At 65.6% G+C, this 24,144-nt stretch carries 24 protein-coding genes; 11 read left to right on the plus strand and 13 right to left on the minus strand.

The window, feature by feature from the left end:
• Window positions 1–711: a pyridoxal 5'-phosphate synthase glutaminase subunit PdxT gene (pdxT, locus tag AC50YA_RS15965; protein ID WP_494983220.1), complete on the minus strand. Its 711-nt coding sequence runs from the start codon at window positions 709–711 to the stop codon at window positions 1–3.
• A gap of 91 nt (window positions 712–802) precedes the next feature.
• Here pdxT and AC50YA_RS15970 point away from each other — a divergent pair, with 91 nt between their 5' ends.
• Together AC50YA_RS15970 and AC50YA_RS15975 are read left to right on the plus strand one after the other, a co-directional pair.
• A complete protein-coding gene (locus tag AC50YA_RS15970; RefSeq protein WP_494983221.1) occupies window positions 803–2,095 on the plus strand; it encodes a MurT ligase domain-containing protein in 1,293 nt (430 codons plus the stop codon).
• Window positions 2,092–2,844 (plus strand): type 1 glutamine amidotransferase, encoded by a 753-nt coding sequence (locus tag AC50YA_RS15975; RefSeq protein ID WP_494983222.1) that lies wholly within the window; start codon window positions 2,092–2,094, stop codon window positions 2,842–2,844. Before AC50YA_RS15970 ends, AC50YA_RS15975 begins: the two co-directional genes overlap by 4 nt.
• A gap of 51 nt (window positions 2,845–2,895) precedes the next feature.
• On the opposite strand, the gene AC50YA_RS15980 is transcribed toward AC50YA_RS15975, so the two are convergent.
• Window positions 2,896–4,152: a CapA family protein gene (locus tag AC50YA_RS15980; RefSeq protein WP_494983223.1), complete on the minus strand. Its 1,257-nt coding sequence runs from the start codon at window positions 4,150–4,152 to the stop codon at window positions 2,896–2,898.
• Between the two features lie 84 nt (window positions 4,153–4,236).
• On the opposite strand from AC50YA_RS15980, the gene AC50YA_RS15985 reads away from it, so the two are divergent.
• Window positions 4,237–6,249, plus strand: a complete 2,013-nt coding sequence (locus AC50YA_RS15985; protein ID WP_494983224.1) for a M3 family metallopeptidase — start codon at window positions 4,237–4,239, stop codon at window positions 6,247–6,249.
• Window positions 6,250–6,420: 171 nt separating this feature from the next.
• Here AC50YA_RS15985 and pdxS read toward each other — a convergent pair whose 3' ends face one another.
• From pdxS to AC50YA_RS16015, 6 genes are all read right to left on the minus strand, one after another.
• Complete coding sequence (pdxS, locus tag AC50YA_RS15990) at window positions 6,421–7,347, minus strand: pyridoxal 5'-phosphate synthase lyase subunit PdxS (RefSeq protein WP_494983225.1); 927 nt, start codon at window positions 7,345–7,347, stop codon at window positions 6,421–6,423.
• A gap of 141 nt (window positions 7,348–7,488) precedes the next feature.
• Window positions 7,489–8,112 (minus strand): phosphatidylinositol phosphate synthase, encoded by a 624-nt coding sequence (gene pgsA, locus AC50YA_RS15995; RefSeq protein WP_494983226.1) that lies wholly within the window; start codon window positions 8,110–8,112, stop codon window positions 7,489–7,491.
• The gene (locus AC50YA_RS16000; protein WP_494983227.1) at window positions 8,102–8,689 is read right to left on the minus strand and encodes an HIT family protein; all 588 of its coding nucleotides are present in this window, start codon (window positions 8,687–8,689) and stop codon (window positions 8,102–8,104) included. The genes pgsA and AC50YA_RS16000 overlap by 11 nt, the downstream gene beginning before the upstream one ends.
• 20 nt (window positions 8,690–8,709) lie before the next feature.
• The gene (gene thrS, locus AC50YA_RS16005) at window positions 8,710–10,719 is read right to left on the minus strand and encodes a threonine--tRNA ligase (protein WP_494983228.1); all 2,010 of its coding nucleotides are present in this window, start codon (window positions 10,717–10,719) and stop codon (window positions 8,710–8,712) included.
• A 116-nt stretch (window positions 10,720–10,835) separates the two neighbouring features.
• Complete coding sequence (locus tag AC50YA_RS16010) at window positions 10,836–14,324, minus strand: DNA polymerase III subunit alpha (protein ID WP_494983229.1); 3,489 nt, start codon at window positions 14,322–14,324, stop codon at window positions 10,836–10,838.
• Window positions 14,321–14,656, minus strand: a complete 336-nt coding sequence (locus tag AC50YA_RS16015) for a DUF6504 family protein (RefSeq protein ID WP_494983230.1) — start codon at window positions 14,654–14,656, stop codon at window positions 14,321–14,323. Before AC50YA_RS16015 ends, AC50YA_RS16010 begins: the two co-directional genes overlap by 4 nt.
• A 155-nt stretch (window positions 14,657–14,811) precedes the next feature.
• On the opposite strand from AC50YA_RS16015, the gene AC50YA_RS16020 reads away from it, so the two are divergent.
• A complete protein-coding gene (locus AC50YA_RS16020; protein WP_494983231.1) occupies window positions 14,812–15,201 on the plus strand; it encodes a hypothetical protein in 390 nt (129 codons plus the stop codon).
• A gap of 70 nt (window positions 15,202–15,271) precedes the next feature.
• Here AC50YA_RS16020 and AC50YA_RS16025 read toward each other — a convergent pair whose 3' ends face one another.
• On the minus strand, window positions 15,272–15,592 hold the full coding sequence (locus AC50YA_RS16025) for a chorismate mutase (RefSeq protein WP_463941458.1): 321 nt from the start codon (window positions 15,590–15,592) through the stop codon (window positions 15,272–15,274).
• Between the two features lie 19 nt (window positions 15,593–15,611).
• Between AC50YA_RS16025 and AC50YA_RS16030 the strand changes: the two genes are divergently transcribed.
• Window positions 15,612–16,034 (plus strand): VOC family protein, encoded by a 423-nt coding sequence (locus AC50YA_RS16030; protein WP_494983232.1) that lies wholly within the window; start codon window positions 15,612–15,614, stop codon window positions 16,032–16,034.
• A 45-nt stretch (window positions 16,035–16,079) separates the two neighbouring features.
• On the opposite strand, the gene AC50YA_RS16035 is transcribed toward AC50YA_RS16030, so the two are convergent.
• Window positions 16,080–16,829, minus strand: coding sequence for an SOS response-associated peptidase (locus AC50YA_RS16035; protein ID WP_494983233.1), 750 nt, complete (start codon window positions 16,827–16,829; stop codon window positions 16,080–16,082).
• 130 nt (window positions 16,830–16,959) lie between these two features.
• On the opposite strand from AC50YA_RS16035, the gene AC50YA_RS16040 reads away from it, so the two are divergent.
• From AC50YA_RS16040 to AC50YA_RS16050, 3 genes are all read left to right on the plus strand, one after another.
• Window positions 16,960–17,217: a mycoredoxin gene (locus AC50YA_RS16040; protein WP_056340387.1), complete on the plus strand. Its 258-nt coding sequence runs from the start codon at window positions 16,960–16,962 to the stop codon at window positions 17,215–17,217.
• A gap of 83 nt (window positions 17,218–17,300) precedes the next feature.
• A complete protein-coding gene (locus tag AC50YA_RS16045; protein WP_494983234.1) occupies window positions 17,301–18,386 on the plus strand; it encodes an S-(hydroxymethyl)mycothiol dehydrogenase in 1,086 nt (361 codons plus the stop codon).
• A complete protein-coding gene (locus AC50YA_RS16050) occupies window positions 18,383–19,024 on the plus strand; it encodes an MBL fold metallo-hydrolase (RefSeq protein ID WP_494983235.1) in 642 nt (213 codons plus the stop codon). The genes AC50YA_RS16045 and AC50YA_RS16050 overlap by 4 nt, the downstream gene beginning before the upstream one ends.
• Window positions 19,025–19,057: 33 nt before the next feature.
• On the opposite strand, the gene AC50YA_RS16055 is transcribed toward AC50YA_RS16050, so the two are convergent.
• On the minus strand, window positions 19,058–19,825 hold the full coding sequence (locus AC50YA_RS16055) for a lipoate--protein ligase family protein (protein ID WP_494983262.1): 768 nt from the start codon (window positions 19,823–19,825) through the stop codon (window positions 19,058–19,060).
• Window positions 19,826–19,841: 16 nt separating this feature from the next.
• Here AC50YA_RS16055 and AC50YA_RS16060 point away from each other — a divergent pair, with 16 nt between their 5' ends.
• The 3 genes from AC50YA_RS16060 (at window position 19,842) to AC50YA_RS16070 (ending at window position 22,745) form a co-directional block, all read left to right on the plus strand.
• Window positions 19,842–20,231, plus strand: a complete 390-nt coding sequence (locus AC50YA_RS16060) for a DUF2177 family protein (RefSeq protein ID WP_494983236.1) — start codon at window positions 19,842–19,844, stop codon at window positions 20,229–20,231.
• Window positions 20,232–20,323: 92 nt separating this feature from the next.
• Complete coding sequence (locus AC50YA_RS16065) at window positions 20,324–21,028, plus strand: endonuclease/exonuclease/phosphatase family protein (RefSeq protein ID WP_494983263.1); 705 nt, start codon at window positions 20,324–20,326, stop codon at window positions 21,026–21,028.
• Between the two features lie 22 nt (window positions 21,029–21,050).
• Window positions 21,051–22,745, plus strand: a complete 1,695-nt coding sequence (locus tag AC50YA_RS16070) for a SulP family inorganic anion transporter (protein ID WP_494983237.1) — start codon at window positions 21,051–21,053, stop codon at window positions 22,743–22,745.
• A gap of 51 nt (window positions 22,746–22,796) precedes the next feature.
• On the opposite strand, the gene AC50YA_RS16075 is transcribed toward AC50YA_RS16070, so the two are convergent.
• Both AC50YA_RS16075 and AC50YA_RS16080 read right to left on the minus strand, forming a co-directional pair.
• Window positions 22,797–23,600, minus strand: a complete 804-nt coding sequence (locus tag AC50YA_RS16075; protein WP_494983238.1) for a thioesterase family protein — start codon at window positions 23,598–23,600, stop codon at window positions 22,797–22,799.
• Between the two features lie 30 nt (window positions 23,601–23,630).
• Window positions 23,631–24,143 carry a DedA family protein gene (locus tag AC50YA_RS16080; RefSeq protein WP_494983239.1) on the minus strand — a complete coding sequence of 171 codons (513 nt, stop codon included), beginning with the start codon at window positions 24,141–24,143 and terminating at the stop codon, window positions 23,631–23,633.
• Window position 24,144: the final 1 nt, after the last annotated feature.

Raw genomic sequence — 24,144 nt, forward strand, 5'->3', positions numbered from 1 at the left:
TTACGCGTCTCCTCTGATCATGCGGATAAAAAGTTCATGTACGCGTTTCTCCCCAGTCACTTCCGGGTGGAAGGAGGTGGCCAGCAGGTGGCCGGAACGCACTGCAACAATTCTAGCTGTCCCCGGCAGGCTGGCCGCATGGGAGGCGTGCTCCGGGTCGGCGGGCTCCACCTGCGCCAGGATCTCCACGCCGGACCCGACGCGTTCCACCCAGGGTCCGCGGATGAACACTGCATGTACTGGGGCAACACCGGATTCCGTGGCGCTGAAGTCCAGGGCCTTGAAGTCCAGGTCCGTTTCGAACGACTCGCGCTGGCGGCCGAAGGCGTTGCGCCGCACCGTGATGTCAAGGCCGCCGAACGTCTGCTGCGGGTTGCCGGCCAGGTCCGTGGCCGGGTCGGCGATCTCGTCGGCGAGGAGGATCATGCCGGCGCAGGAACCGTAGACCGGCAGTCCGTCGCGGATCCGGTCCTTCAACGGTCCGGCCAGCTCAAAGGCGCGGGCCAGCTTGTCGATGGCTGTTGATTCGCCGCCGGGAATGATGAGGCCGTCCAGGCCGTCCAGTTCCGAAGGCCTGCGGATTCCGACGCCGGCGGCACCGGCGGCTTCCACGGCCCGGAGGTGTTCGCGGAAGTCGCCCTGGAGTGCCAGGACGCCGATCCGCAGGCCCAAGCCCACGCGTGCAGAAGCAGCCGAAAGGGGGTTTATCATCCAATCAGCATAATGTGCGCGCAGCCCAGGACTGCGTCGGAGAGCCTTCCCGGTCGGGGTTCTATGCCGTTGCTGGGATATATTACAGAGCATGCTTTACATCAGTGTTCCGCTCGGCAAGCTGGTCCGCCGGGTCTCCCGGCTCAGGGGCGGCGGGTCCGCCTTGCCCGGGCTGGTGGTCGAGAAAATCGATCCCGGCTTTATGCAGCGGACGCTCGCCATGCTCCCCCACGGCGTTGCTGTGGTGAGCGGAACCAACGGCAAGACCACCACCACAAAGATGGTGGTGGAACTCCTGGAGAGCCAGGGCCTGAAGGTCTTCACCAACCGCACCGGCAGCAATTTCACCCGCGGTGTGGCCGCCGCCCTGCTGGGCGAAGTGGACTGGCGCGGCAGGCTCACGGCCGACGTCGCCGTCCTGGAGCTCGACGAAGCCCACGCCGTGCATTTTGTGAACCGCGTCCCGCCCCGGTACAGCCTCCTGCTCAACGTCCTGCGCGACCAGCTCGACCGGTTCGGCGAGATCGACAAGACAGCCCAGCTGCTGCAGCACATCGCTGACAAGACCACCGGAACCGTGGTCCTCAACCGGGAAGATCCCCGTGTTGCCCGCATCGCGGACACCCTAACCGGCCAGGACGTCCAGTACTTCGGCCTGGACGACTCCCTCCTCAGCACCTTCCCCAACGACGACGACATGCGGGCAGCGCCCGGCAGTCCCACCCCCGCGACGCTCCCCCACAAGCCGCCCGCCGACGTCGTACTCCGCAAAGTGGGGCCGGACACTGCCGATTTTGAGTACGACGGCGTTACGGTCACCACCGCGATGAAGCTCCGCGGCGTCTACAACATCTTTAATGCGGCCGCGGCACTGACCCTGGCCCGCAGCATCTGTGGCGGCGGTGCCGCCACAGCCGACCACGCCACCCTGCTCACCGCACTGTCCCAGGTGGAGCCGGCGTTCGGCCGCGGCGAAAGCCTCACGGTGGACGGCCAGCCGCTGGACCTCGTGCTGGTCAAGAACCCCAGCGGTTTCCGGCTGGGACTGAAGTCCTTCCCCGCAGGCGGCTACGCCACCATGATCGCCATCAACGACAACTACGCCGACGGCCGGGACATGTCCTGGCTGTGGGACGTGGAATTCGATTCGCTCCGCGACGGCGGCGTGGACCAGCTGACCGGGTCCCGGGCCTACGACATGGCGCTGCGGCTGCAGTATGACGACGTCCGGATCGGCGGGGTCCAGCCTGAGATCGCGCCCGCACTGGCCGCTTTCATCCGCGAGGCCAAGGGAAAGCCGAAGCGGATCTTCTGCACCTACACAGCCATGCTGGCCATCCGCCGCGAGCTGTCCAAAATCACCACAGTGGAGGTGGTCTCATGACCGCTGAATCAACCGGCGGCCCGCAGGAATCCAAGGGCACCCTCCGGGTCCTGCAGCTCTACCCGCGGGACATGAACATCTACGGCGACTGGGGCAACGCCCTGGTGATCAGGCAGCGGATCGGCTGGCACGGCTATACCCCGGAGCTGCTGGAATACAACGTCGGCGACGAGTTTCCGGCCGATGTGGATCTCATCGTGGGCGGCGGCGGGCAGGACAGCGGACAGCTGGTCATCCAGGACGACCTTCAGTCGCGGGCCGGCGTCCTCACGAAACTGGCCGAGGACGGTGCGCCGATGCTTGTCATCTGCGGGCTCTACCAACTGTTCGGGCGCTTCTTCAAGACCCGTTTGGGTTCGGTCATTCCGGGCATCGGCGTCCTGGACGTGGAGACCCACGGAACCGCGGAACGCCTGATCGGCAACGTCAAGGTGGCCACCACGGAATTCGGCGAGGTCCTGGGATACGAGAACCACAGCGGGCAGACCACCCTGGGTACCGGCGTCCGGCCGCTCGGCACCGTGGCCAAGGGCACCGGCAACAACAGCAGCGACGGCCACGAGGGCGCACGCTACAAAAATGTGGTGGCCAGCTACCTCCACGGTTCGCTGCTGCCCAAGAACCCTGCCATCGCAGATTTCCTTATCAGGACCGCCGCTGAACGAAAATACGGCACGTTCACGGCCGGCGCCCCGGACGACCGCTACGCGGCGCTGGCCCGGGAGCATGCGGCGCGCCGACCGCGCTGAGTGGCGCCGCGCTGGGTCGCGTCGCGCTCACGGTTTCCCTGTCCCGGTGCCTCAGGGGTCCTTGGTGATCAGCAGTTCGTGCGCGCCGGCAGCAGCCGCGCCCATCGAGTCCACTACCGTGGCGGTCCTCAACCTGGTGGCGGCGTCGGCCTCCGGTGTTGCACAGACGCCCTGCGGCGCGTCGACTGCCACCGAACACCAGCGGTACGGGTCGCGGACAATCACCGACGGAGCCCAGGCGAGGTCCGTCGCCGTCCACTTGCCGGCCGTGTCCTGGCTGAATTGTGCCCGCACGAGCAGGCCTTCGTTGTTCACCACATACCAGGGCGACAGTTCCGTGACCCCGTTGCCGAGCCCGTAGACGATCCAGGTGCCCTTGTAGTTTTCGATGGGCAGCACCGAGTGGGTGTGGTGGCCGTAGATCATGGTGAACTGGCCGCTGTCCACCAGGGCGTGGGCCACGTCCTGCTGTTGGGTGTTCGCCTGGCTCGCGTACTCATCGCCGGCATGCATGGCACCGAGCACGATGTCGGCGCCGAGGGCCCGTGCCTTGACCGCCTTGGCGATCATGGTGGGCGCGTCGAGCATGTCCACCTGCCAGTCGTATTCAGGGTATTGGCCGTTGAGGCCGTAGGTTCCCTGGATGATGGCGATCTTGGCTGCCTTGGTCTGCAGGATCAGGATGCCCTGGGACTCGGTTTCCGTCCGGTAGGAACCGGTGTGCTTCAGCCCCGCGGCATCCAGGGCATCCAGGGTGCGCAGCACTCCGTCCGTGCTCCGGTCGATCGTGTGGTTGCTCGCGGTGGTGCAGGCCTGGTATCCCACTGCTTTAGAGGCTGTGATGATCTGCGGCGGGACGTTGAACGACGGGTACGCGGAGAACGGGCCGTCGGGCCCGGCCACGGGGGTTTCCTGGTGGCAGATGGCGAGGTCGCTGGCTTGGATGTACCTGCGCTGGCCTTCGAGGAGCGGGGCGAAGTCCAGCCCGGGTTTGCCTGCCGCGGCGGCGTCGTCGCGGGCCTGCTGCCAGAGCTGGGTATGGACCAGCATGTCGCCGGTAACCACGACGGACGTGCAGCGCAGCGTGGGACAGGCCGGCCCCGCGCCGGGGGTGGGAGTGGGCGTCGGCGTGGGGGTCGCCGTCGGGCTTGGCTGCCCTGTCCCGGCGCCGGTACTCGCGGGCGCACCGGCGGAAGGAACGGTCTGTTCGGCGATCAGGCCGCATCCCGCCAGCAGCGCCGCGGCCAGGATGCCGGCGGACATGGCAGCAGCGGAACGAACAGCAGCAGCGCCCAACATTTTCCCCATAGGCGCCATTGTAGGTCTGGCCGCCGCGCAAATTCCGCAAAGCCGCGCGTTGAGAAGCATACGGCAGTATGAAAGGTTAGCGTGATGACGAATCCCCTCCTCAGCGCCAGCACCCTGCCCTATGGGCTGCCGCCTTTTGCCCGGATCAGAGCATCCGATTACGCCGAGGCCGTCGGCGCTGGCCTGGCGGAACATCTGGTGGAAATCCAGGCGATCGTGGACAACCCCGTGCCGGCGAACTTCGAGAATACGGCCCTGGCCATGGAGAAGGCCGGCCAACTGCTCCAGCGGGCGACGGACCCCTTCTTCACCCTTGTCTCAGCCGACGCAACGGACGAAATCCGTGACCTGGAGACCGAACTCTCACCCCGCGTTTCGGCGCATCAGGACGAGATCTACCTCAATCGCGCACTGTTCGACCGGTTCGCGGCGATTGACACTTCCGGGCTTGACCCTGAGTCCGTCCGGCTCGTGGAGGAGTACGTGAAGCAGTTCCGCCAGTCCGGGATCCAGCTCGACAAGCCGGGCCAGCAAAGGCTGAAGGAAATCAACGCCGAGCTGTCCAAACTGGGCACGGACTTTGGCCAGCGGGTCAAGGAGGCCATGAAATCGGCGGCGCTGCTGCTGGACACAGCAGGCGAGCTGGCCGGCTTGCCGGCCGACGATGTCGCCAGCGCCGCTGAGACGGCCCGCGCCGTTGGCCACGACGGAAAATTCCTGCTGACGCTGATCCAGCCCAGCAACCAGCCCGCCCTGGCCTCCCTCGAAAACCGGGACGTCCGCCGTCGGCTGTTTGAGGCGTCCATCGGCCGGGGCAGTGACGGCGGCGGCTTGGACGTCCTGGAACTGGCCAGGTCAACAGCCGGCCTGCGCGCCGAAAAGGCAGCCCTTCTGGGTTTCGCCAACTATGCCGAACTCGTGGTGGACCGTCAGACGGCCCGCGACTTCGATGCGGTCCAATCCATGCTGAACAGGCTGGCGCCCGCCGCGGTACGCAATGCCGACGCCGAGGCTGCGGCCCTTGCTGAAGTGGCAGGCCATCCCCTGGAGGCCTGGGACTGGGCGTATTACTCAGCCAAGGTGCGGCGCGAAAAGTACGCCGTGGACGAGCAGGCCCTCCGCCCCTATTTCGAGCTGGACCGCGTTCTCCGGGACGGCGTCTTCTTCGCCGCCACATCCCTCTACGGCATCACCTTCCACGAACGGAAGGACCTCGCAGGTTACCACCCGGACGTCCGTGTCTGGGAAGTCCGGGACCAGGACGGGAGCGGGCTGGGGTTGTTCCTGGGCGACTACTACACCCGCGAATCCAAGCGGGGCGGCGCCTGGATGAACTCGCTGGTGGAACAGTCCGTCCTGCTCGGCACCCGGCCAGTGGTGATCAACAACCTCAATATCTCCAAGCCGCCGGCAGGCGAGCCCACGCTCCTGACGCTGGACGAGCTGCGCACCACTTTCCACGAGTTCGGACACGCACTCCACGGCCTGTTGTCGAACGTGACGTATCCGCGGTTCGCCGGGACTGCTGTCCCCCGCGACTTTGTGGAATACCCGTCGCAGGTCAACGAGATGTGGATCCTGTGGCCGGAGGTGCTTGCAAATTATGCCCGGCACCACGCCACCGGCGAACCGCTTCCGCAACAGGTTGTGGACAAGCTGAACGACTCACGGCTCTGGGGCGAAGGCTTCGGGACAACGGAATACCTCGGCGCTGCGCTGCTGGATCTGGCCTGGCATGTCCTGGACGAAACCGGAATCCCCGACGACGTCCTGGCGTTTGAGGCGAAGTCCCTCGCGGCCGCGGGCGTGGCTCATGCCCTGATCCCACCGCGTTACCGGACCGGCTATTTCCAGCACATCTTCGCGGGAGACGGCTATGCGGCCGGCTATTACTCATACATCTGGAGTGAGGTGCTGGACGCCGAAACCGTGGACTGGTTCACCGAGAACGGCGGCATAACGCGCGCCAACGGCGAACGCTTCCGCCACGAGCTGCTCTCCCGCGGCAACAGCAGGGACCCGCTGGAATCCTTCCGCGCGATCCGCGGCCGCGACGCCCGGCTGGAGCCCCTGCTGAAACGTCGGGGCCTCGAATAGGCTGCGGAAGGCAGAACGACGCCGGCCGGTCACCTGGGAAGGTGACCGGCCGGCGTCGTGGTTAAGGCCTGGCGACAAGCGCGCCCGACTCTTACGGCTTAATAAGAGAGGGCGCAGAGGCTCCGTGAACGAGGCGCCTTGGCGCCGAGTTTATGGAGAAGCGACCGAACGCTACCAGCCGCGCTCGGAGAGGCGGTGTGGCTGCGGGATCTCCTCCACGTTGATGCCCACCATGGCTTCGCCGAGGCCGCGGGAGGCCTTGGCGATGACGTCGGGGTCATCGAAGAACGTGGTGGCCTTGACCACGGCAGCGGCACGCTGGGCCGGGTTGCCGGACTTGAAGATGCCGGAACCGACGAACACGCCGTCGGCGCCGAGCTGCATCATCATCGCAGCGTCGGCCGGGGTGGCGATGCCACCGGCGGTGAACAGCACCACTGGGAGCTTGCCGGCGGCGGCAACTTCCTTGACCAGTTCGTACGGGGCGTGCAGTTCCTTGGCCGCGACGTAGAGCTCGTCCTCGGGCAGGGCGGCAAGCTTGGCGATCTCGGCGCGGATCTGGCGCATGTGACCGGTGGCGTTGGAGACGTCGCCGGTGCCGGCCTCACCCTTGGAGCGGATCATGGCCGCGCCTTCGTTGATGCGGCGCAGCGCCTCACCGAGGTTGGTGGCGCCACAGACGAAGGGAACCTTGAAGTTCCACTTGTCGATGTGGTGGACGTAGTCGGCCGGGGTCAGGACTTCGGACTCGTCAATATAGTCCACGCCCAAGGACTGCAGGACCTGGGCCTCCACGAAGTGGCCGATCCGGGCCTTGGCCATGACCGGGACGGAGACGGCTTCGATGATCTTGTCGATCATGTCCGGATCGGACATGCGGGACACGCCGCCCTGGGCACGGATATCGGCCGGAACGCGTTCCAGCGCCATGACTGCAACGGCACCGGCGTCTTCGGCGATGCGGGCCTGTTCAACGTTGACGACGTCCATGATGACGCCGCCCTTGAGCATCTCAGCCATGCCGCGCTTGACGCGGTTGCTGCCCGTGACGCTGTTCGCGGACGAACCGGCTTCGCTGCTTACATCAGGTGTAGACACAAAAACCCCTATGGGTAGATAGATGATCTTCGCCGGGCGTGAGGGCGGCAAGAAGCCGAAAGTACACGCACCGGGTTGCCGGATCCATTGACCGGGCAGTCACAATACTAGTCCCACGGCAGGCGGCGGGCTTAATCAGCCTTAATCCGAAGCCGCGGACTCCGCAAAGGCCTGGCGGTGGACGGTGGCTACGCGCTGGATGATGGTGATGAGGCTGGCCAGGGCCAGGAGTCCGAGCGTCACGAGAAGGACCACCGGGGGCAGCCCCAGACCGGTGAATCCGGTGACCACCAGGACCGACACCAGTCTCTCGGCGCGCTCGGCGATGCCCACATTCGCCGTGAATCCGAGGGATTCGGCCTTGGACCGCGCATACGAGACCACCATGCCCAGAACCAGGCAGAGCATGGCTGCGACGGCGATGGCGTAGTCGGCACCCCCGGTGAAGAACCAGATGGCCACGCCCGCGAACAGTGCGCCGTCGGCGATCCTGTCCAGCGTGGAGTCCAGGAAGTTTCCCCAGCGGCCGCCGGTGTCCCGCAGCCGGGCCATAATGCCGTCAAGCACGTCCGAGAAGATGAACGCGGTAATGAACAGGGTCCCCCACCAGAGCTGCCCGAGGGGGTAGAAGACCAACGCACCGACCACCACGCCGGCGGTTCCGGTGACCGTCACGGCGTCCGGGGAAACGCCGATTTTCAGGAGCCAACGGGCAAGCGGAGTGAACAGCGCGGTGAAAAATCCGCGCGCATGCCTATTCAGCATCCGTCTCCCCGGGCCAGGCCTCTGCGACCTGCTGGCGCACTTCGTCCAGGGTCTGCGTGATGGCCTTGGTCTGGGCGATGATGGGGAAGAAGTTTCCGTCCCCGCCCCAGCGCGGAACGATGTGCTGGTGCAGGTGCGCGGCGATTCCTGCCCCGCCCACCACTCCCTGGTTCATGCCGAGGTTGAACCCGCCCGGGTTCGCCACCTTCCGCAGGACCCTCATGGCTGTCTGGGTGATTTCCGCAAATTCAGCGGTCTCTTCCACCGTGAGGTCCGTGTAGTCCGGGACGTGCCGGTAGGGGCAGACCAGGAGGTGGCCCGGATTGTAGGGAAACAGGTTCAGGACCACGTAACAGGTCTTCCCCCGGTAGACGATGAGGGCCTCTTCGTCAGTCCGGCCCGGACCCACGCAGAAGGGGCAGTCGAACTCGCCCTTGAACTGGTGCTGGCCGCCCTTGATGTAGGCCATCCGGTGCGGAGTCCACAGGCGCTGGAAAGCATCCGGCACGCCCGCGAGATCAAAGTCATCGGTCACGCCGGCATCCCCTGGATAGCCTGCGCCTGTGTTCTCCTGCACCGTGTTCTTATCCGTTTCCGCTAGCTGGTCCGGTTACGGACGGCTTCTGTGATCCGTTTGACGGCCTCGGCCACCGGCACGCCGTTGTCCTGGCTCCCGTCACGGAAGCGGAAAGACACCGCGCCGGCCTCGGCGTCGTCGCCGCCGGCGATCAGGACAAACGGGATCTTGTCCTTGCTGGCGGTGCGGATCTTCTTCGGGAACCTGTCCGACGACGTATCCACCTCGGCACGGATGCCCGCCGCCTTGAGCTGGTCAACGACGTCGAACATGTATTCGTTGAACGTTTCGGCCACCGGGATGCCCACCACCTGGACAGGGGAAAGCCATGCGGGGAACGCGCCGGCGTAGTGCTCGGTGAGCACGCCCATGAACCGCTCGATGGAACCGAAGAGCGCACGGTGGATCATCACGGGACGCTGGCGGGTGCCGTCGGCTGCCTGGAATTCCAGTTCGAAGCGTTCCGGGAGGTTGAAGTCCAGCTGGATGGTGGACATCTGCCAGGTGCGGCCCAGTGCGTCCTTGGCCTGGACGGAGATCTTCGGACCGTAGAAGGCCGCGCCGCCCGGATCCGCGACCAGTTCCAGGCCGGATTCCTCAGCCACCTCGGCCAGGGTCCGGGTGGCTTCTTCCCAGGCGGCGTCCTCGCCGACGTACTTCTCCGGGTCCTTGGTGGACAGCTCCAGGTAGAAGTCGTTCAGGCCGTAGTCCTTCAGCAGGTCGAGCACGAACTTCAGGGTCTTGGTGAGTTCGTCCTTCATCTGCTCGCGGGTGCAGTAGATGTGTGCGTCGTCCTGTGTCATGCCACGGACCCGGGTCAGGCCGTGGACCACGCCGGACTTTTCGTACCGGTACACGGCGCCGAATTCGAAGAGCCGCAGGGGCAGTTCGCGGTAAGAGCGTCCGCGGGCACGGAAGATCAGGTTGTGCATGGGGCAGTTCATCGGCTTCAGGTAGTAGTCCTGGCCGGGCTTGCGCACGGTGCCGTCCTCATTGAGTTCCGGGTCCACGTGCATGGGCGGGAACATGCCGTCCTTGTACCAGTCCAGGTGGCCGGAGACTTCGTACAGGTGGCCCTTGGTGATGTGCGGGGTGTAGACGAAGTCGTAGCCGGCGTCGACGTGGCGCTGGCGGGAGTAGTCCTCCATCTCCTTGCGGATAATGCCGCCCTTGGGGTGGAACACCGGCAGGCCGGAGCCCAGCTCGTCCGGGAAGGAGAACAGGTCAAGTTCGACGCCGAGCTTGCGGTGGTCGCGCCGCTCAGCCTCGGCGATGCGCTCCTGGTAGGCCTTGAGCGCGTCCTTGGTGGGCCAGGCGGTGCCGTAGATGCGCTGCAGCTGCTGGTTCTTCTGGTTGCCCAGCCAGTACGCGGAGGAGGACCGGGTCAGGGCGAAGGCGTTGGAGATGAGCTTGGTGTTGGGCAGGTGCGGGCCGCGGCAGAGGTCGCACCAGACGGTGGTGCCCTCTTTGCGCTCGACATTGTCGTAGATGGTGATGGCGCCGGCGCCGACCTCGACGTTGACGCCCTCGCCGGCTTCGGCGGCGTTGTTCTTCTTGCCCAGGAGTTCGAGCTTGTAGGGCTCGTTCTTCATGGCCTCGCGGGCTTCATCCTCGCTGACCACCCGGCGGACGAACTTCTGGTTCTGGTTGACGATCTTGAGCATCATCTTCTCGAGGGTCTTGAGGTCCTCGGGGGTGAACGGTTCGGCGACGTCGAAGTCGAAGTAGAAGCCGTCGGTGATGTACGGGCCGATGCCCAGCTTGGCGTCCGGGCGCAGCTGCTGCACTGCCTGGGCCATCACGTGGGCGGTGGAGTGGCGGAGGACGTCCAGGCCGTCCGGGGAATCGATGGTGACGCCCTCGATCTCGGCGCCCTCGGGCAGCTCCTGGTCCAGGTCCTTCAGCTCGCCGTTGACGCGGGCAACAACAACATCGCGGCGCTCAAAGAAGAGTTCCGCACCGGTTGTCCCGGTAGTCACCTTGGTCTCTTCGCCATCGACGATGAGGGTGATCTGCTGGGCATCTGACACGGGTGTCTCCTATTCAAAGTTTTAGGCTTCATAGCTTGCGGCATACGGGGACCACAGCCAGCCATCGTCAATGCTATCGGTTTCCCGGGAGGCCGACCAACGGGACCCGCGGCCCCTCAGCCGCCCATTCCGGTAATCGCAAGGCTTCGGCTGATCCCGTCCAGGGGATGCGGCACATCGGTGCTCTCCACGCGGTCCGCCGCGAACGGCAGGGATTCCACCCGGCTCAGGTCCCAGGCCATGCTGGCGCTCAGGCTGATTCCCCGGGGACCTGTCCGCCGCGTGGTGCCCCGGATCAGCAGCAGCCTGGTGCCGAACAGCAACAGCCCCGCCTGCTCCTGGGCTTCATGGAAAAACACGGAGTCGACGCAGCCGGTGCCGTCATCGATGCTGATGAACACCACCCGCCGGCCGCCACGCATGGGCGGGGTCTGGGTGGCGATGCGCACCCCGGCCACCAGCACCTCGGTGTTGTTGCGCAGGCTCAACAGTTTGTCTGCAGTGGTGACCCCCAGCCGGTCCAGCATGGGCCGGTGGCTGTCCATCAGGTGCCCGCTGACATCTATGGCCATCAGGTCCAGTTCTGCCCGGACGTTTTCCACCAGGGTGGGCGCGGGAAGCCCTGGTTTGACGTTCCGCAGTTCCACATCCCCCAGCGGCAGGGACAGCTGCCCTTCCATAATGTCGATGCCCTTCCGGGTACCGCCCGCGGCCTGGAGTTTTTGCAGGTGCTGGACGAGGTCTGCACGGTTGGCGGCGCCGCCCGACTCCCGGTGCAGGGAATCAAAGGCACCCAGCTGGGCGAGCCTTTTGATGCTTGGCTTGCTCAGCCTGGACCGTGCCCGCAGGTCAGCCAGGGAGTCGTAGGGCTGGCCGGCGACAATCCGTTTGAGCTCGGTCCCGGACAGGCCATAGATGCCGTTAAGGCTCAGCCTGATCCCCAGCTTGCCGGCATCCGGCCCGTCCGCGACCCGTTCCACCCGGTACTCGGCCTGGCTGCGGTTGATGTCCAGCGGCAGGATGGGGATGCCCAGCCTGCGGGCTTCGGCCACCAGCAGCCGTTTGGGGTACATGCCGGGATCGTGTTCCCACAGCCCGGCGAGGAAAGCCTCGGGGTGGTGCGTCTTGAGCCAGGCGGACTGGTAGGTGGGAACGGCAAATGCCGCACCGTGCGCCTTGCAGAAGCCGAAGCTGCCAAAGGCTTTCAGGGTTCCCCAGACCTTGTCCACCACTTCCGGGGAGTACCCCTTGATCCGGGCCTCCTTGCGGAAGAACTCTTCCACTTTCAGCTCGTGGACCTCGTTGCCGAGCGCGCGGCGGAACTCATCTGCGCGCGCCAGGCCGCAGCCGGTCATCACGTTGAAGGTTTTCAGGATCTGTTCATGGAAGACAGTGACCCCATGCGTTTCCTGCAGCACGGGTTTCAGGTCGGGGTGCGGGTAGACCTCCGGCGCGAAGCCGTGCCTGTGCTCCAGGAAAGGCCGCACCATGTCAGATTTCATCGGGCCCGGCCGGAACAGCGAAATGTCGATGATGAGGTCATTGAACTCACGCGGCGCCAGCTTGCCGATCAGCTCACGCTGTCCGGGCGATTCGATCTGGAAACAGCCTAGGGTGTGGGTGCTGCGGATCAGTTCGTAGGTTGGTTCATCATCCAGCGGCACGGCGTTGAGGTCGATGTGGCCGTTCTCGGCGATGTAGTCCGGCCCGGTCCCGTCAGGACCTGCAGGGTGGGCCCCGGCCGCCACCACTTCCGCTTTGGAAGGATGGATCCGGATGACTTCCCGGACGGCAAACGCCATGGCGCTCTGCATCCTGACCCCCAGGACATCGAGCTTGAGCATGCCCATGGGATCCATGTCGTGTTTATCGAACTGGCTCATGGGCAGCCCCAGTCCGCTGGGCTGCACAGGGGTCCGGTCCAGCAGCGTGGCGTCGCCCAGGATCACCCCGCAGGGATGCATGGAAATATGGCGGGGCAGCCGGTCCAGCCGTTCGGTGAGGTCCACCAGCAGGTCAAGCTGCTGGTTTTCGGCGAAGTCCCGCTGTTCCACCCGTCCGGCGAACTCCCGCAGCTCAGGTTTTTCAACCAGTGCCTCACGGAATTTCCGGGCCGAAAAGCGCCACAGCTGCTTGGCGATCTCGCCGACGTCGTCATCGTCCATACCCAGGGCCATCCCGGCGTCGCGGACGGCACCGCGGGCGCGGTACCCGTTCTGCATGCTCATCAGCGTGACGCGCTCGGAACCGAAGCGGTCAAAGATCCGCCGGTATACGTTGTGCCGTTCGGCGCTTTCGACGTCGATGTCGATGTCCGGCAACGTGGCCCGGTCCCGGGACAGGAAGCGTTCGAAGATCAGGTCGTGTTGCAGGGGGTCCACCTGGCTGACATCGATCAGGTAGTTGACCAGGCTGGAGGCCCCGGAACCGCGGGCCGCTGCCCTGACCCCCATGTCCTGGATCATCCGGGAGACCTCCGCGACCGTGAGGAAGTAGGAGGAAAACCCGAGGTTCCTGATGATCCCCAGTTCGTGCTCCAGCCGCGAGCGCATGTCCTTGTGGGCTGAGCCTGAGATTCCGGGGAACCGCCTGCTGATCCCGGCCTCACAGCGCTGCACCAGTTCATCGTGCGGGTCCTGGCTGATGCCAATGACCGATGCCTCGGGGACTACCGGCTGCTTCCAGCCCATGTCAGTCACCGGGTCAATCCGGCAGAAGTCGGCGAGCGCCTCGGTCTGTGCCATCAGCTGTTTGAGGTCCGCTGCGCCATACCCTGCGGCGCGGATGATTTCCTTGCCGAGCTGAAGCATCTGCGCTGATGATTTGAGCCAGGCCTGCCCGTTGGGCTGGAGCAGCGGTTCGGCCGCGAGCTCAGGGAGGGACTTCAGCGTCCGGGCGGAGTCGAGCACGTCCGCCGTGGCGGCACCGTCCTCAGCGCAGTAGCGGACCGCATTGGTGAGCACGGCCGGTACATGGTGTTCTTCCGCGAGTTTGAGCATACGTACCGCATGGGCGGTGCTCAGGGGCGCCCCGGGGGCAGTGAGCTGGGAAACGACTTCTGCCACCAGGGTTTTTGGGGGCATAGCGTCCAGCCAGCCTTTGAAAAGGGTGCGCGGACGGAGGTAGCGCCGGCCACTCATGGCCCGTCCGACGTCGGAATCCGGGCCGATCAGTACTGTCAGGACCGGTTTCAGGGTTTTGGGGTCGAGCGTGCGGGAGGCGAGTTCGGCGCGGGTGACCGCCACCGGCACCGCTCCCCCGGCTTTGCCTGAGGTGCGGGCATGGGCGTCGGACACCAGCCGGCACAGGGCACGGTAGCCCGCCCCGTGGTTGTGGCCACGGGCGAGGACCACCACCCTGCCGGCGAGCTGGGTGCGGTGGTCGCCGTCGTCGTCGAAGACCGCAAGGTCCACACCCACGATGGGGTCGATGCCGGCAGCCATGCAGGCTTTGAGGTGTTTGATGGTGCCGTAGAGGCCGTCCCGGTCCGTGCAGGCGAGCGCGGTTGCGCCGTCCGCGGCGGCAACCTGGGCCAGTTCGTCCGGCCAGGCCACGCCATAGTGTGCGCTGAAGGCCGTGGAAACGTGAAGGTGGGAGAAGCTCATGCTGTTTGGGGCCGGAGTGCGTCGTGGATCCGCAGGAGCCTCCAGCGGCCGCTGCCGATATGCCTGCTCAGGTCCAGGGTGAGCGGCTCTGCTGCATCCCGAGGGCCGGCACTCCGCGGGTCCGCCCGCACTTGGACGCGCCAGATTTCGTGGTCCACCAGCCCCGGCCCGCTGCCGAGGGGTGCACGGCGTTCCTCGGCCCACCACTGCCGGCGTTCGTACCACCGGATAGGCTCGGCGCACACCGTGTAGTGCCGCCCGGCCCACTGGAGTTTCAGCGGCTGGCCCGCAGGGGTGCAGACGACGTCCACGGACTCGCTGAACATACCCATGGGCGCCTCCCGGAACTGAACGGATCTGATGCAAAATGCTGACGCAAAAAGCAAGGTATTCGAATACATGTTCGAATAAATCCAGTCTACGACGGCGCTCCGACAAAACCTAGACAGGGGTGGACGGACGGGGAGCAGGAGGGCAGGATTGTGGCATGAGCACCCATGACGCACTCCTCAAGCATGTAAGTATCAAGGCCCGGGACGAAAAGCTCGTGGCAACCTTCGCCATCGACGGCAACATACCGGGGGCAGGTGCGTACGTAGTGGGACTGGTGGCGGCGAGCCCTGATTACTCATCACAAAGACGGTTGGGCATTGAGTTCATGAACGGGGAGGCCATTGCCTTCTACTCGTTCAGCCATGACCAGAGCGCCGAGGAAAACTATGATCTTGCCGGCGTGACACACTCGGGCAACACCATCACGGGCAATTTCCCTGTCGCGGCCGTCCATGGCCTGGGCAAGGGACACATTATGTCGGCTTTCAGCGAGGCTGACGGCCGGGAATTCCAGTCGGGCGTCGCCGTCGACGAAGCGCTCTAGGGAGCACGCAAATAGCAAACACCGGGGCAGGTGCTGCCGGAACCGTGTCCGGACAGCACCTGGGGCGGCGTCAGCTGCTTTTCTTGTGGACCTTCATTTCGAGTTCGATGAACCCCGAGATCATGGCCCGGTAGGTTGATTCCACGATGTCCGGATCAATGTCCTTCTTTTCCGCGGCGGACCGGACATGCTCAATCACCCGTTCCACCCGGCCGGGTGCACGGACTTCAGCGTCGTCCCCCTTCAGGGTTCCGGCGATCCGGATCAGGCGTTCACGCCGCGCAATGAGCGTGACAATCTGCTCATCAACTTCGTCGACCGCAATCCGAACGGCAGCGAGCTGTTCCTTGTCGGCCAAAGCATCCCGATCGTTTCCTTGAATTGTTGCCATCTTCTGACAGTATCGAAGCATGCAGCCCAGAGTCGACTTCATTTCACTAGGCGTTCGCAGTGTTGACGCCTCCCGCCGGTTCTACGCGGAGGGCCTCGGCTGGCCTGTCCACCGCGAGTTTCCCGGCGATGTGGTGTTCATCCAGGTCAACCACGGCCTCGTCCTTTCCCTGTGGGATGCCGCGCAGATGCACGCCGAGGCGGGGGTAGGTGCTCCCGGCCCGGTCCCCTGCATCACGCTCAGCCACAATCTGCCCAGCACCGAAGCGGTGGACCGGGTCATGGCGGAGGCGGCATCGGCCGGGGCCACCATCATCGCAGTGCCCGTCACCCAGCCCTGGGGCGGGTACAGCGGCTATTTCGCCGATCCGGACGGCTTCCGCTGGGAGATTGCCTATAACCCCACTTGGGCAGTGGACGACGGCGGCAAAGTCACCGTCTAGGGGTCAGGCACCTCTGCCGTCACCCAGGTCAGCGAACGGAACGCCTCAGAACAGCGCCTCCACCGGACGGATGAGCTCCGGGGAATTGTTGCGCACGTTTCCCACCTCCCGGCCTACCGAATCCACGTGCCAGTCGCCGGCCACGTCCTTCACATGGGCGCGGACCAAGTCCACCAGGAAGGCAGCGTCGTCGATCTGCGGGTCGATCCAGGACTCCATCGTGGCCCGGTCCATGGGCAGCGGCACGCGGTCGTGCAGGGCGGTGAGCTTGCCGAAAATTGTGGACTCAGCACCCGGCGGCGGGGTGTCTGCCGTCAGGATGGACGTGGAGAGCATCCACCGTCCGGGATCACCCTCGGCTTTGGAAGGATCCTTCCACCACTCATACAGGCCAGCGAACACCAGCCCGCTGCCCTTGCCCGGATGGACGTAGTAAGGCTGTTTGGCTTTGCCGGTGCCCTGCTTCCATTCGTAGTACCCGTCCGCTGGGACAGCGCAGCGCCGTGACTTCACGGCCTTGCGGAAGGCCGGCTTCTCCAGAACGGTCTCGCTCCGCGCGTTGATCATCTTGGGGCCGATACCTGGATCCTTCGCCCAGGACGGCACCAGGCCCCAGCGGGCCACATGCAGCTGCCGCACAGGGCGGTCGTCGATCAGCCGTTCCAGAACGATCGGCACATCGTCGGTTGGCGCCACGTTCCAGGACGGCGGAAGGTGCATTTCCTCCTCCAGCTGGGCATCAAACTCGGCCAGCAAATCGCCCACGGCCCGTGCCATCACATAGCGTCCACACATGGCTCCAGCATGCCATCAGCGTTATGTACTGTCATCCGGCACGGCATCCGCCGGGCCAGCTCAGGGGAATAGCCCGCCCCGGGTTACCGTTGTCAGGAACGAACCCCCTCAACGATTTCAGGAGAGCTCCGTGGACTTTACCCCCGAGAACGGCACCATCACCATGTTTTCCACCACCTGGTGCGGCTACTGCAACCGGCTGAAGAAGCAGCTGGACGCGCAGGGCATCGGCTACACGGAAATCAACATCGAAGAGGTGGAGGGCACAGCCGACCTAGTGGAGAAGCTCAACGGCGGCAACCGCACAGTCCCCACCGTGCTCTTCCCGGACGGCACCGCCGCCACCAATCCTTCCGCTGCCGAGGTAAAGAGCCGCCTCGCAGCCTGACCACGTCAGCTCATGTGGTAGACAGAACGGGACCAACATCCGTGTTGGTCCCGTTCTGTCTATCTGCATTGAGGGAGCCTTTCGTGGTCCATAAAGTCAAAGGTGTCGTAGCCCGTTCCAAGGGCGCCCCGGTCACTCTGGAGACCATTCTGGTCCCGGATCCCGGTCCGGGCGAGGCCCTGGTGGACATCCTCACCAGCGGCGTCTGCCACACAGACCTGCACTACAAACTGGGCGGCATCAGCGATGACTTCCCGTTCCTCCTGGGCCACGAGGCCACCGGAGTGGTCAGCGCCGTAGGCCCCGACGTCACGGACGTCGCCCCGGGCGACCGCGTGGTGCTCAACTGGCGGGCCGTCTGCGGCAACTGCCGTGCGTGCAACCGCGGCCAGGCCCAGTACTGCTTCAACACCCACAACGCCACCCAGAAGATGACACTCGAGGACGGCACCGAACTGTCCGCCGCCCTGGGCATCGGCGCCTTCATCGAAAAGACCCTCGTCGCTGCCGGCCAGTGCACCAAGGTGGATCCCGACGCCGATGCTGCCGCAATCGGCCTGCTCGGCTGCGGCGTGATGGCCGGGCTGGGCGCCGCGATCAACACCGGCGGCGTCAAGCGTGGTGACACCGTCGCCGTCATCGGCTGCGGCGGTGTGGGCGTGGCTGCCATCGCCGGCGCGGCGCTCGCCGGCGCCACCACCATCATCGCCGTCGACATCGACGCGAAAAAGCTGGACCGTGCCAAGGGACTCGGCGCCACCCATACCGTGGACTCATCGGCTTCCGACCCGGTGGAGAAAATCCGGGAACTCACCGGTGGCTTCGGCGCAGACGTGGTGATTGACGCCGTCGGCCGTCCCGAAACGTACAAGCAGGCGTTCTACGCGCGCGATCTCGCCGGCACCGTGGTGCTGGTGGGCGTCCCGACGCCGGAGATGACACTGGAGCTCCCCCTCCTGGACGTTTTTGGCCGCGGCGGGTCGCTGAAGTCCTCCTGGTACGGTGACTGCCTGCCGTCCCGGGACTTCCCCATGCTGATCAGCCTCTACAAGCAGGGCAAGCTGGACCTGGATGCCTTCGTGACCGAGCGGATCACCATCGACCAGGTGGAGGAAGCGTTCGAGAAGATGCACTCCGGTTCGGTGCTGCGTTCGGTGGTGGAACTGTGAGCGTCCGGATCGAGCGCCTCGTCACGTCCGGGACGTTCTCGCTCGACGGCGGCACCTGGGATGTGGACAACAATGTCTGGATCGTGGGTGACGAGGAGGAGTGCGTGGTGATCGATCCCGCGCACGACGCCAAGGCCGTTGCCGCCGCCGTCGGTGGCCGGAAGCTCAAGGCGATCCTGCTGACCCACGGCCACGACGACCACATCCGTTCGGTAGCTGACTTCTGGGACCTCGTCCAGGCCCCGATCCACCTTCACCAGGACGACTGGATGCTGTGGCGCAGCGTCTACCCGGACGTGGAACCCGACGTCGCCATCAAGCACGGCGACGTCATTGAGGTGGCGGGGGCCAGCCTGGCGGCGCTGCACACCCCCGGGCACTCGCCCGGCTCCGTGTCCTTCCACCTGGCTGACGGACCCGACGGCGAGGGCTCGCTTTTCAGCGGCGACACGCTGTTCCAGGGCGGACCCGGCGCCACGGGCAGGTCCTACAGCGACTTCCCCACCATCATCGAGTCGATCCGGACGTGGCTGCTGCCCCTGCCGGCCGAAACGGTGGTCCGGACCGGCCACGGCGACAGCACCACCATCGGAGCCGAAGCCCCGCACCTGGACGAGTGGATCGCCCGGGGCCACTAAGGGCCCCGGCCAGCCCGGCGCCGCAAGCGCGGGCTACGCCTCCCGGGCGTCCAAACCTGCATAGCTGCTGAAGTCGGCGTGCCGGAGGGAGGCGTGGCCCGCGTACGCGGCTACAACGGCGTCCTGGACATCCTGGACCGTGAGGCCCGGCACGAGGTCGTTGGCCGCGCCGGCGGTGGCCGGGTCCCAGTCCAGGCCGAGGGCCGCGTAGCAGTCCGTCAGGACGCTGCGGATGGGGGCGGAATTTTCCACCACGATCACGGAACTGAACAGCCACCCGCCGCTCACCACGCGCTGCGCTGTTCCGACGAGTTTGATCCGGCACGCCGGGTCTACCGGGTGCGTACCGTGAACACTGAACTCCCCCGGGCAGTATTCCCCCGGAATTTCGCCAACGGCGGCCTGCACACCGACGTTCCGCAAGGACTGTGCCAGCAGCTCACCAAAGAAACCGAACCGGTCCTTGGAGCCGGCGATGGCGTCCGCGTGCGGCATCACATGGTCCACCACCAGCGTGCCCTCGTGGTAGGCGGCGGCCCTGCCGCCGGCCTTCCGCACCAGGGGTTCAAATCCGCGCTCCCGGCACGCCTGGGCGGCCGCGTCGAAGCCGGGCAGCCGGGTATCCCGCTGACCGAAGGCGACAGTGGGTGCGGGACGGTACAGCCGGAGCGTGGGGCCGATCCTGCCGGTCTTCGCCTGGGTCAGCAGTTCGAGGCCGAATTCCAGGTCACGTGCGGCGCCGAGGGTATGATCCTGCCGCACCACGGTGAGCGTCCGGAGTCCGGCTTCGGCGTCCTGCATGTTGCTAAGCTCCCTTATGGTCATATTGCAATTCCTTGTCGTCGCGGCTGCGTTCGCGGTCATCGACGCCGTCTGGCTCAAGCTCATGAACCCGTTCTACCGCAGCCACATCGGTGACCTGCTCGCCGACAAGCCACACTTAGGTTACGCCGTGGCTTTCTATGTCATGTACATAGCGGGGATTGTTTTCTTTGCGCTGCGGCCGGCGCTCGACGGCGGCAGCTGGCTGACCGCCGTCGGCTATGGGGCCGCCTTGGGCGCCTTTGCCTACGCGACGTACGACCTCACGAATGCCGCCACGCTCAAGACGTGGCCGCTGCAGCTTATCGTCGTGGATATCCTGTGGGGTGCCGCCCTCACGGGGCTGTCCACCCTCGCCGGGTGGCTGGTGTTCCACTCCACCTGACATCCAGCGGATTATTACTGCACCGCCCCCATCGGGTGGCTAAACTCAGGAACTGGGTCCACCCGCTACTCCTCAGAAGAGGTAATCCACTGATACGCGTCATTAGCTACAACCTCCGCAAGCACCAGGCCAGCGGGGAACTGGTTGATCTTGCCCAGAACTTCGGCGTCGATGCCTTGTGCCTCCAGGAGTGTGACACGTCCGACCTGCCGGACACGCTGGGACCGCTGCAGCTCGCCGACTCCACCAAGGGCAACCGGCTGGGGCTGGCCATCTACTACCGGCCGGACCGATTCACGGCCCACGGCACCAAAACATTTGCGCTCAAGAAGTCCCTGCACGACATGGTCCTGTCGCCCGCCCATGAGCGCCTCATCGGCACGCGCGTGCGGGACAACGAGACCGATCACGAACTCGTCATTGCCTCATTCCACGCCGCTCCGCTGACAGCAACCAACTCGCTGCGGCGCAATCAGATCCACGCAGCCCATGCGCAACTGCTGGGCATGGGCACCGGCCTTATGACCCTGATGGTGGGAGACTTCAACTACCCGTTCTTCACGAAGAACCTCAACGAACACATGAAGAACACCGGCTACGAGCTCTCCCTCAGTGACCGCCGGACCTACACGCGCTACAAAGTATTCAAGGGCCACTTCGACTTTGCCACGTCCCTGGGCCTGAACATCGAAAACGTGGAAACCCTCCCCCGCGGCGCCTCCGACCACCTGCCTATCCTGGTGACCGCCGAATACGGCCAGGAATCGACGCCGTTCCAAGAGCCCCCGGCGTCCTGACTTCACCAATCTGGAGGCCCGAGTGCGGCACGACTGGATCAGCAAGGCACTACCGGGCGTTGGTGTTGCGCGGGGTTATGAACGGTCCTGGCTAAAGCCGGACCTGGTGGCCGGGGCAGCCCTGAGCGCAGCCCTGGTACCGGCAGGGATGGCGTACGCCGAGGCCAGCGGGCTTCCTGCAGTGAACGGGCTGTACGCCTCCGTAGTGCCGATGATCTTCTATGCCTTGTTCGGGCCATCCCGGGTTGTCATTGTGGGACCGGACTCGGCGCTGGCACCCATGATCGCGGCCGCCATTCTTCCGCTGGCCGGGCGGGATCCGGACCAGGCGGTGGCCATGGCCGGAGTGCTGGCCATCCTGATCGGCGTCTTCCTGAGCACCGGCCGGATCCTCAAGCTGGGGTTTGTGACGGGATTGCTGTCCCGGCCCATTCGCGTTGGATACCTCAACGGCATCGCACTTGCCGTCACGGTCAGCCAGCTTCCGCGGCTGCTGGGGATCGACGTCCCGGCCGATGGCCTATTGGAACGCCTCACCTCCCTGGTCGGGGCTGTCTCCAACGGCGGCATCAATCCCATTGCCCTGGCTGTGGGTGGCGGGAGCCTTGCCGTCATTGTGGCGGGCCGTTTTCTTCCGTGGAACGTGCCCAGCGTCCTGTTCGCGGTGGCCGGCTCCATCGCCGCAGTGGCCGTACTGGGCCTGGCCGGACAGCTGCCCATGGTCGGCGCCCTGCCGCAGGGACTCCCGGCCCCCGCGCTGGGCGGCATTGGCGTGGACGATGTCCTGGCGCTCGTGGGCCCCGCCGCAGGCATCGCGCTGATCGCATTTGCGGACACCTCCACCCTGTCCAAGAGCCTCGCAGCAAGCCGCGGAGCGAGGGTCAACGGCAACGAGGAAATGGGGGCGCTGGGCATCGCGAATGTGGCAACCGGAGTCCTGGGCGGCTTTCCGGTGTCCGCAAGTTCCTCCCGCACCCCGATTGTGCTCGACGCCGGGGCGAAGACGCAGCTCAGCGGCCTGGTGGCCGCCTTGCTTGTGGTCCTTTTTATGGTCCTCGCACCGGGGGTGACGGCTTTCCTTCCCACCGCCACGCTCGCCGCCGTGGTGATCGTGGCGGCGTCTTCGCTGGTTGATGTGGGGACGCTGGTGCGCCTGGTCAGGATGAGCCGGATGGAGGCCCTCCTCCTGGTGGTCACGTTCCTCGGCGTCGCCTTTGTAGGGGTCCTGCCGGGAATTGCCGTGGCCATTGGACTCTCCCTTCTGGCCTTCGTCCAGCGCGCCTGGGATCCGTACCGCACCGAGTTGGCGAGCCTCGCGGACGTTCCGGGCTTCCATGACCTGGACCGGCATCCTGAAGGCCGGCGGGTGGAGGGCCTGGTGATCGCGCGCTTCGATGCACCTCTGTTTTTTGCCAACGGGGAAGTTTTCGCCGATCACATCCACAGTCTGGTGGACGCCGCGCCCTGGCCGGTGCAGTGGGTCATTGTGGCGGCGGAGCCGATCACTGGCCTGGATACAACAGCGCTGGATGAGCTCGTCCAGCTCGACGATGAACTGGCGCAGGACGGCATCAGCCTGGTCTTCGCGGAAATGAAGGGACCGGTCAAGGACCGCCTGATCCGCTTCGGGGCGAGCGCACGGTTCACTGCCGACCATTTCTTCCCCACCCTGGACAATGCGGTGCACAGCTACAAAAATGTCACCGGCGCCAAATAGTCACAGAGGCGGGGCAGTCACGGAAGTCGGGTAGTCACGGGCCAGAGGCCGTCAGGTACGGCGCAGCGTCAGGATCTGTTCGGCGCGGCCGAAGGGGCCCAGCAGATCGTGCAGGACGGTGGAGGTGAGGCCAATCCCGTCGGTTCCGAAGGAGACGGCGTTGTCCAGGCCCAGCCATTCGCCCTCGGGCCTGCGGTACATGTGGATCTGCAGGTCCAGGTTGGGGAAGGCATAGCTGTCTTTGCCCGGCGGGACCCTGGCCGCGATCCCGTTGGCTGTGTCAATGAGCCCCATCAGGCGGGCCAGGTCGCCGCCGTCGGCTTTATCGGTCAGGGGGTGCTGGGTGCGGAGCCAGACGATGCCCGCGCCGGGCCTATGGCCCTCGGCCACGCGCATCTCCAGGGACCGGATGTAGCCGCCTGGCCAGATGGCAGGACCGTCGAGCGGTTTGCAGTCATCGGGCGCAGGAATGGCGGTGTCCTCGACGGCGGCAACCGCGGACGTGTCGCTGGTGATCATCCGCCACGCGGTGGCACGGATGGCCACGCGGCCGTTGGCAACCAGTTCTGCCTGCAGGAGCTCGATGGTCCGGCCGGGGCGGAGGGTGGTGGTTTCGATGTGGAAGCCGCCACCGGGGATCAGGCCCAGGATCTCGTAGCTCAGCCGGGCCATGCGCATGTCATCGCGGGGTTCGTGGCGCTCCAGGCTGTCCGCCATCAGGCCGGAGGCCGGCGCCATGTGCTGTTCGTGCTCGTTCCAGGCCCCCTGGGCGTGGATGGTGGAGCGGAATCGGCCACCGCCCTGCGCCTGGTAGTAGAAATCGCCATCGGCCAGTTCCGGGAGTGCAGCAGTCAACATTGACCCTTTCGCTTGTCTTTGTGGGGCTCAGCCCACCCTATCCGCATTGCCTGCCGCCGCCTGCTCGGCAGCGCTCCCCCGCGACCTGAGCCGCCGTCGTACCAGCAGCCACGCGATAAGCCCGGCCGCCGCGGCGGCCAGCACAACAATCCCCCACGGGGAGCCGGCCGCCAACGCCAGCCATGCTTCGACGGCGGCGAGCCCGATGGTGGCGTAGATCAGTGCCCACAGGATGGAACCGGCGACGGCGGCAGGAAGGTAGCGCCGCAACGGCATCTTCGCAGCACCGGCGGCGAGGTTGACGGCCGTCTGCAGGCCGATGGTCAGGAACGACAGCGTCACGGCGAACGGCCCCCAGCGGCGGACCAGCTCTTTCGCCTGGCCGGCGCGCCGGCCGTTCCACGAGGACGCGAACCGTGTGTGCTCCACACCTGCTGCGGCTCCCCGGCCGATCCAGTACGTCGCGTTGACGCGCAGCATAACAATGGCGAACAGGCTGGCCGCAGCCACGCCGAAGGGCAGATCCAGGAACTGGTCCATG

Source organism: Pseudarthrobacter sp. RHLT3-21, from assembly GCF_059383495.1.

Excerpts from the sequence above, each read along its gene's own strand:
- AC50YA_RS16010 (WP_494983229.1), bottom strand. The coding sequence starts at position 14,324 with ATGAGCTTCTCCCACCTTCACGTTTCCACGGCCTTCAGCGCACACTAT.
- AC50YA_RS16030 (WP_494983232.1), top strand. The coding sequence starts at position 15,612 with ATGCAGCCCAGAGTCGACTTCATTTCACTAGGCGTTCGCAGTGTTGAC.
- AC50YA_RS15970 (WP_494983221.1), top strand. The coding sequence starts at position 803 with ATGCTTTACATCAGTGTTCCGCTCGGCAAGCTGGTCCGCCGGGTCTCC.
- pgsA (WP_494983226.1), bottom strand. The coding sequence starts at position 8,112 with ATGCTGAATAGGCATGCGCGCGGATTTTTCACCGCGCTGTTCACTCCG.
- AC50YA_RS16055 (WP_494983262.1), bottom strand. The coding sequence starts at position 19,825 with ATGCAGGACGCCGAAGCCGGACTCCGGACGCTCACCGTGGTGCGGCAG.
- AC50YA_RS16080 (WP_494983239.1), bottom strand. The coding sequence starts at position 24,143 with ATGGACCAGTTCCTGGATCTGCCCTTCGGCGTGGCTGCGGCCAGCCTG.
- AC50YA_RS16035 (WP_494983233.1), bottom strand. The coding sequence starts at position 16,829 with ATGTGTGGACGCTATGTGATGGCACGGGCCGTGGGCGATTTGCTGGCC.
- AC50YA_RS15975 (WP_494983222.1), top strand. The coding sequence starts at position 2,092 with ATGACCGCTGAATCAACCGGCGGCCCGCAGGAATCCAAGGGCACCCTC.
- AC50YA_RS16025 (WP_463941458.1), bottom strand. The coding sequence starts at position 15,592 with ATGGCAACAATTCAAGGAAACGATCGGGATGCTTTGGCCGACAAGGAA.
- AC50YA_RS16020 (WP_494983231.1), top strand. The coding sequence starts at position 14,812 with ATGAGCACCCATGACGCACTCCTCAAGCATGTAAGTATCAAGGCCCGG.
- AC50YA_RS16060 (WP_494983236.1), top strand. The coding sequence starts at position 19,842 with ATGGTCATATTGCAATTCCTTGTCGTCGCGGCTGCGTTCGCGGTCATC.
- AC50YA_RS15980 (WP_494983223.1), bottom strand. The coding sequence starts at position 4,152 with ATGGGGAAAATGTTGGGCGCTGCTGCTGTTCGTTCCGCTGCTGCCATG.
- pdxT (WP_494983220.1), bottom strand. The coding sequence starts at position 711 with ATGATAAACCCCCTTTCGGCTGCTTCTGCACGCGTGGGCTTGGGCCTG.
- AC50YA_RS16015 (WP_494983230.1), bottom strand. The coding sequence starts at position 14,656 with ATGGGTATGTTCAGCGAGTCCGTGGACGTCGTCTGCACCCCTGCGGGC.
- AC50YA_RS15985 (WP_494983224.1), top strand. The coding sequence starts at position 4,237 with ATGACGAATCCCCTCCTCAGCGCCAGCACCCTGCCCTATGGGCTGCCG.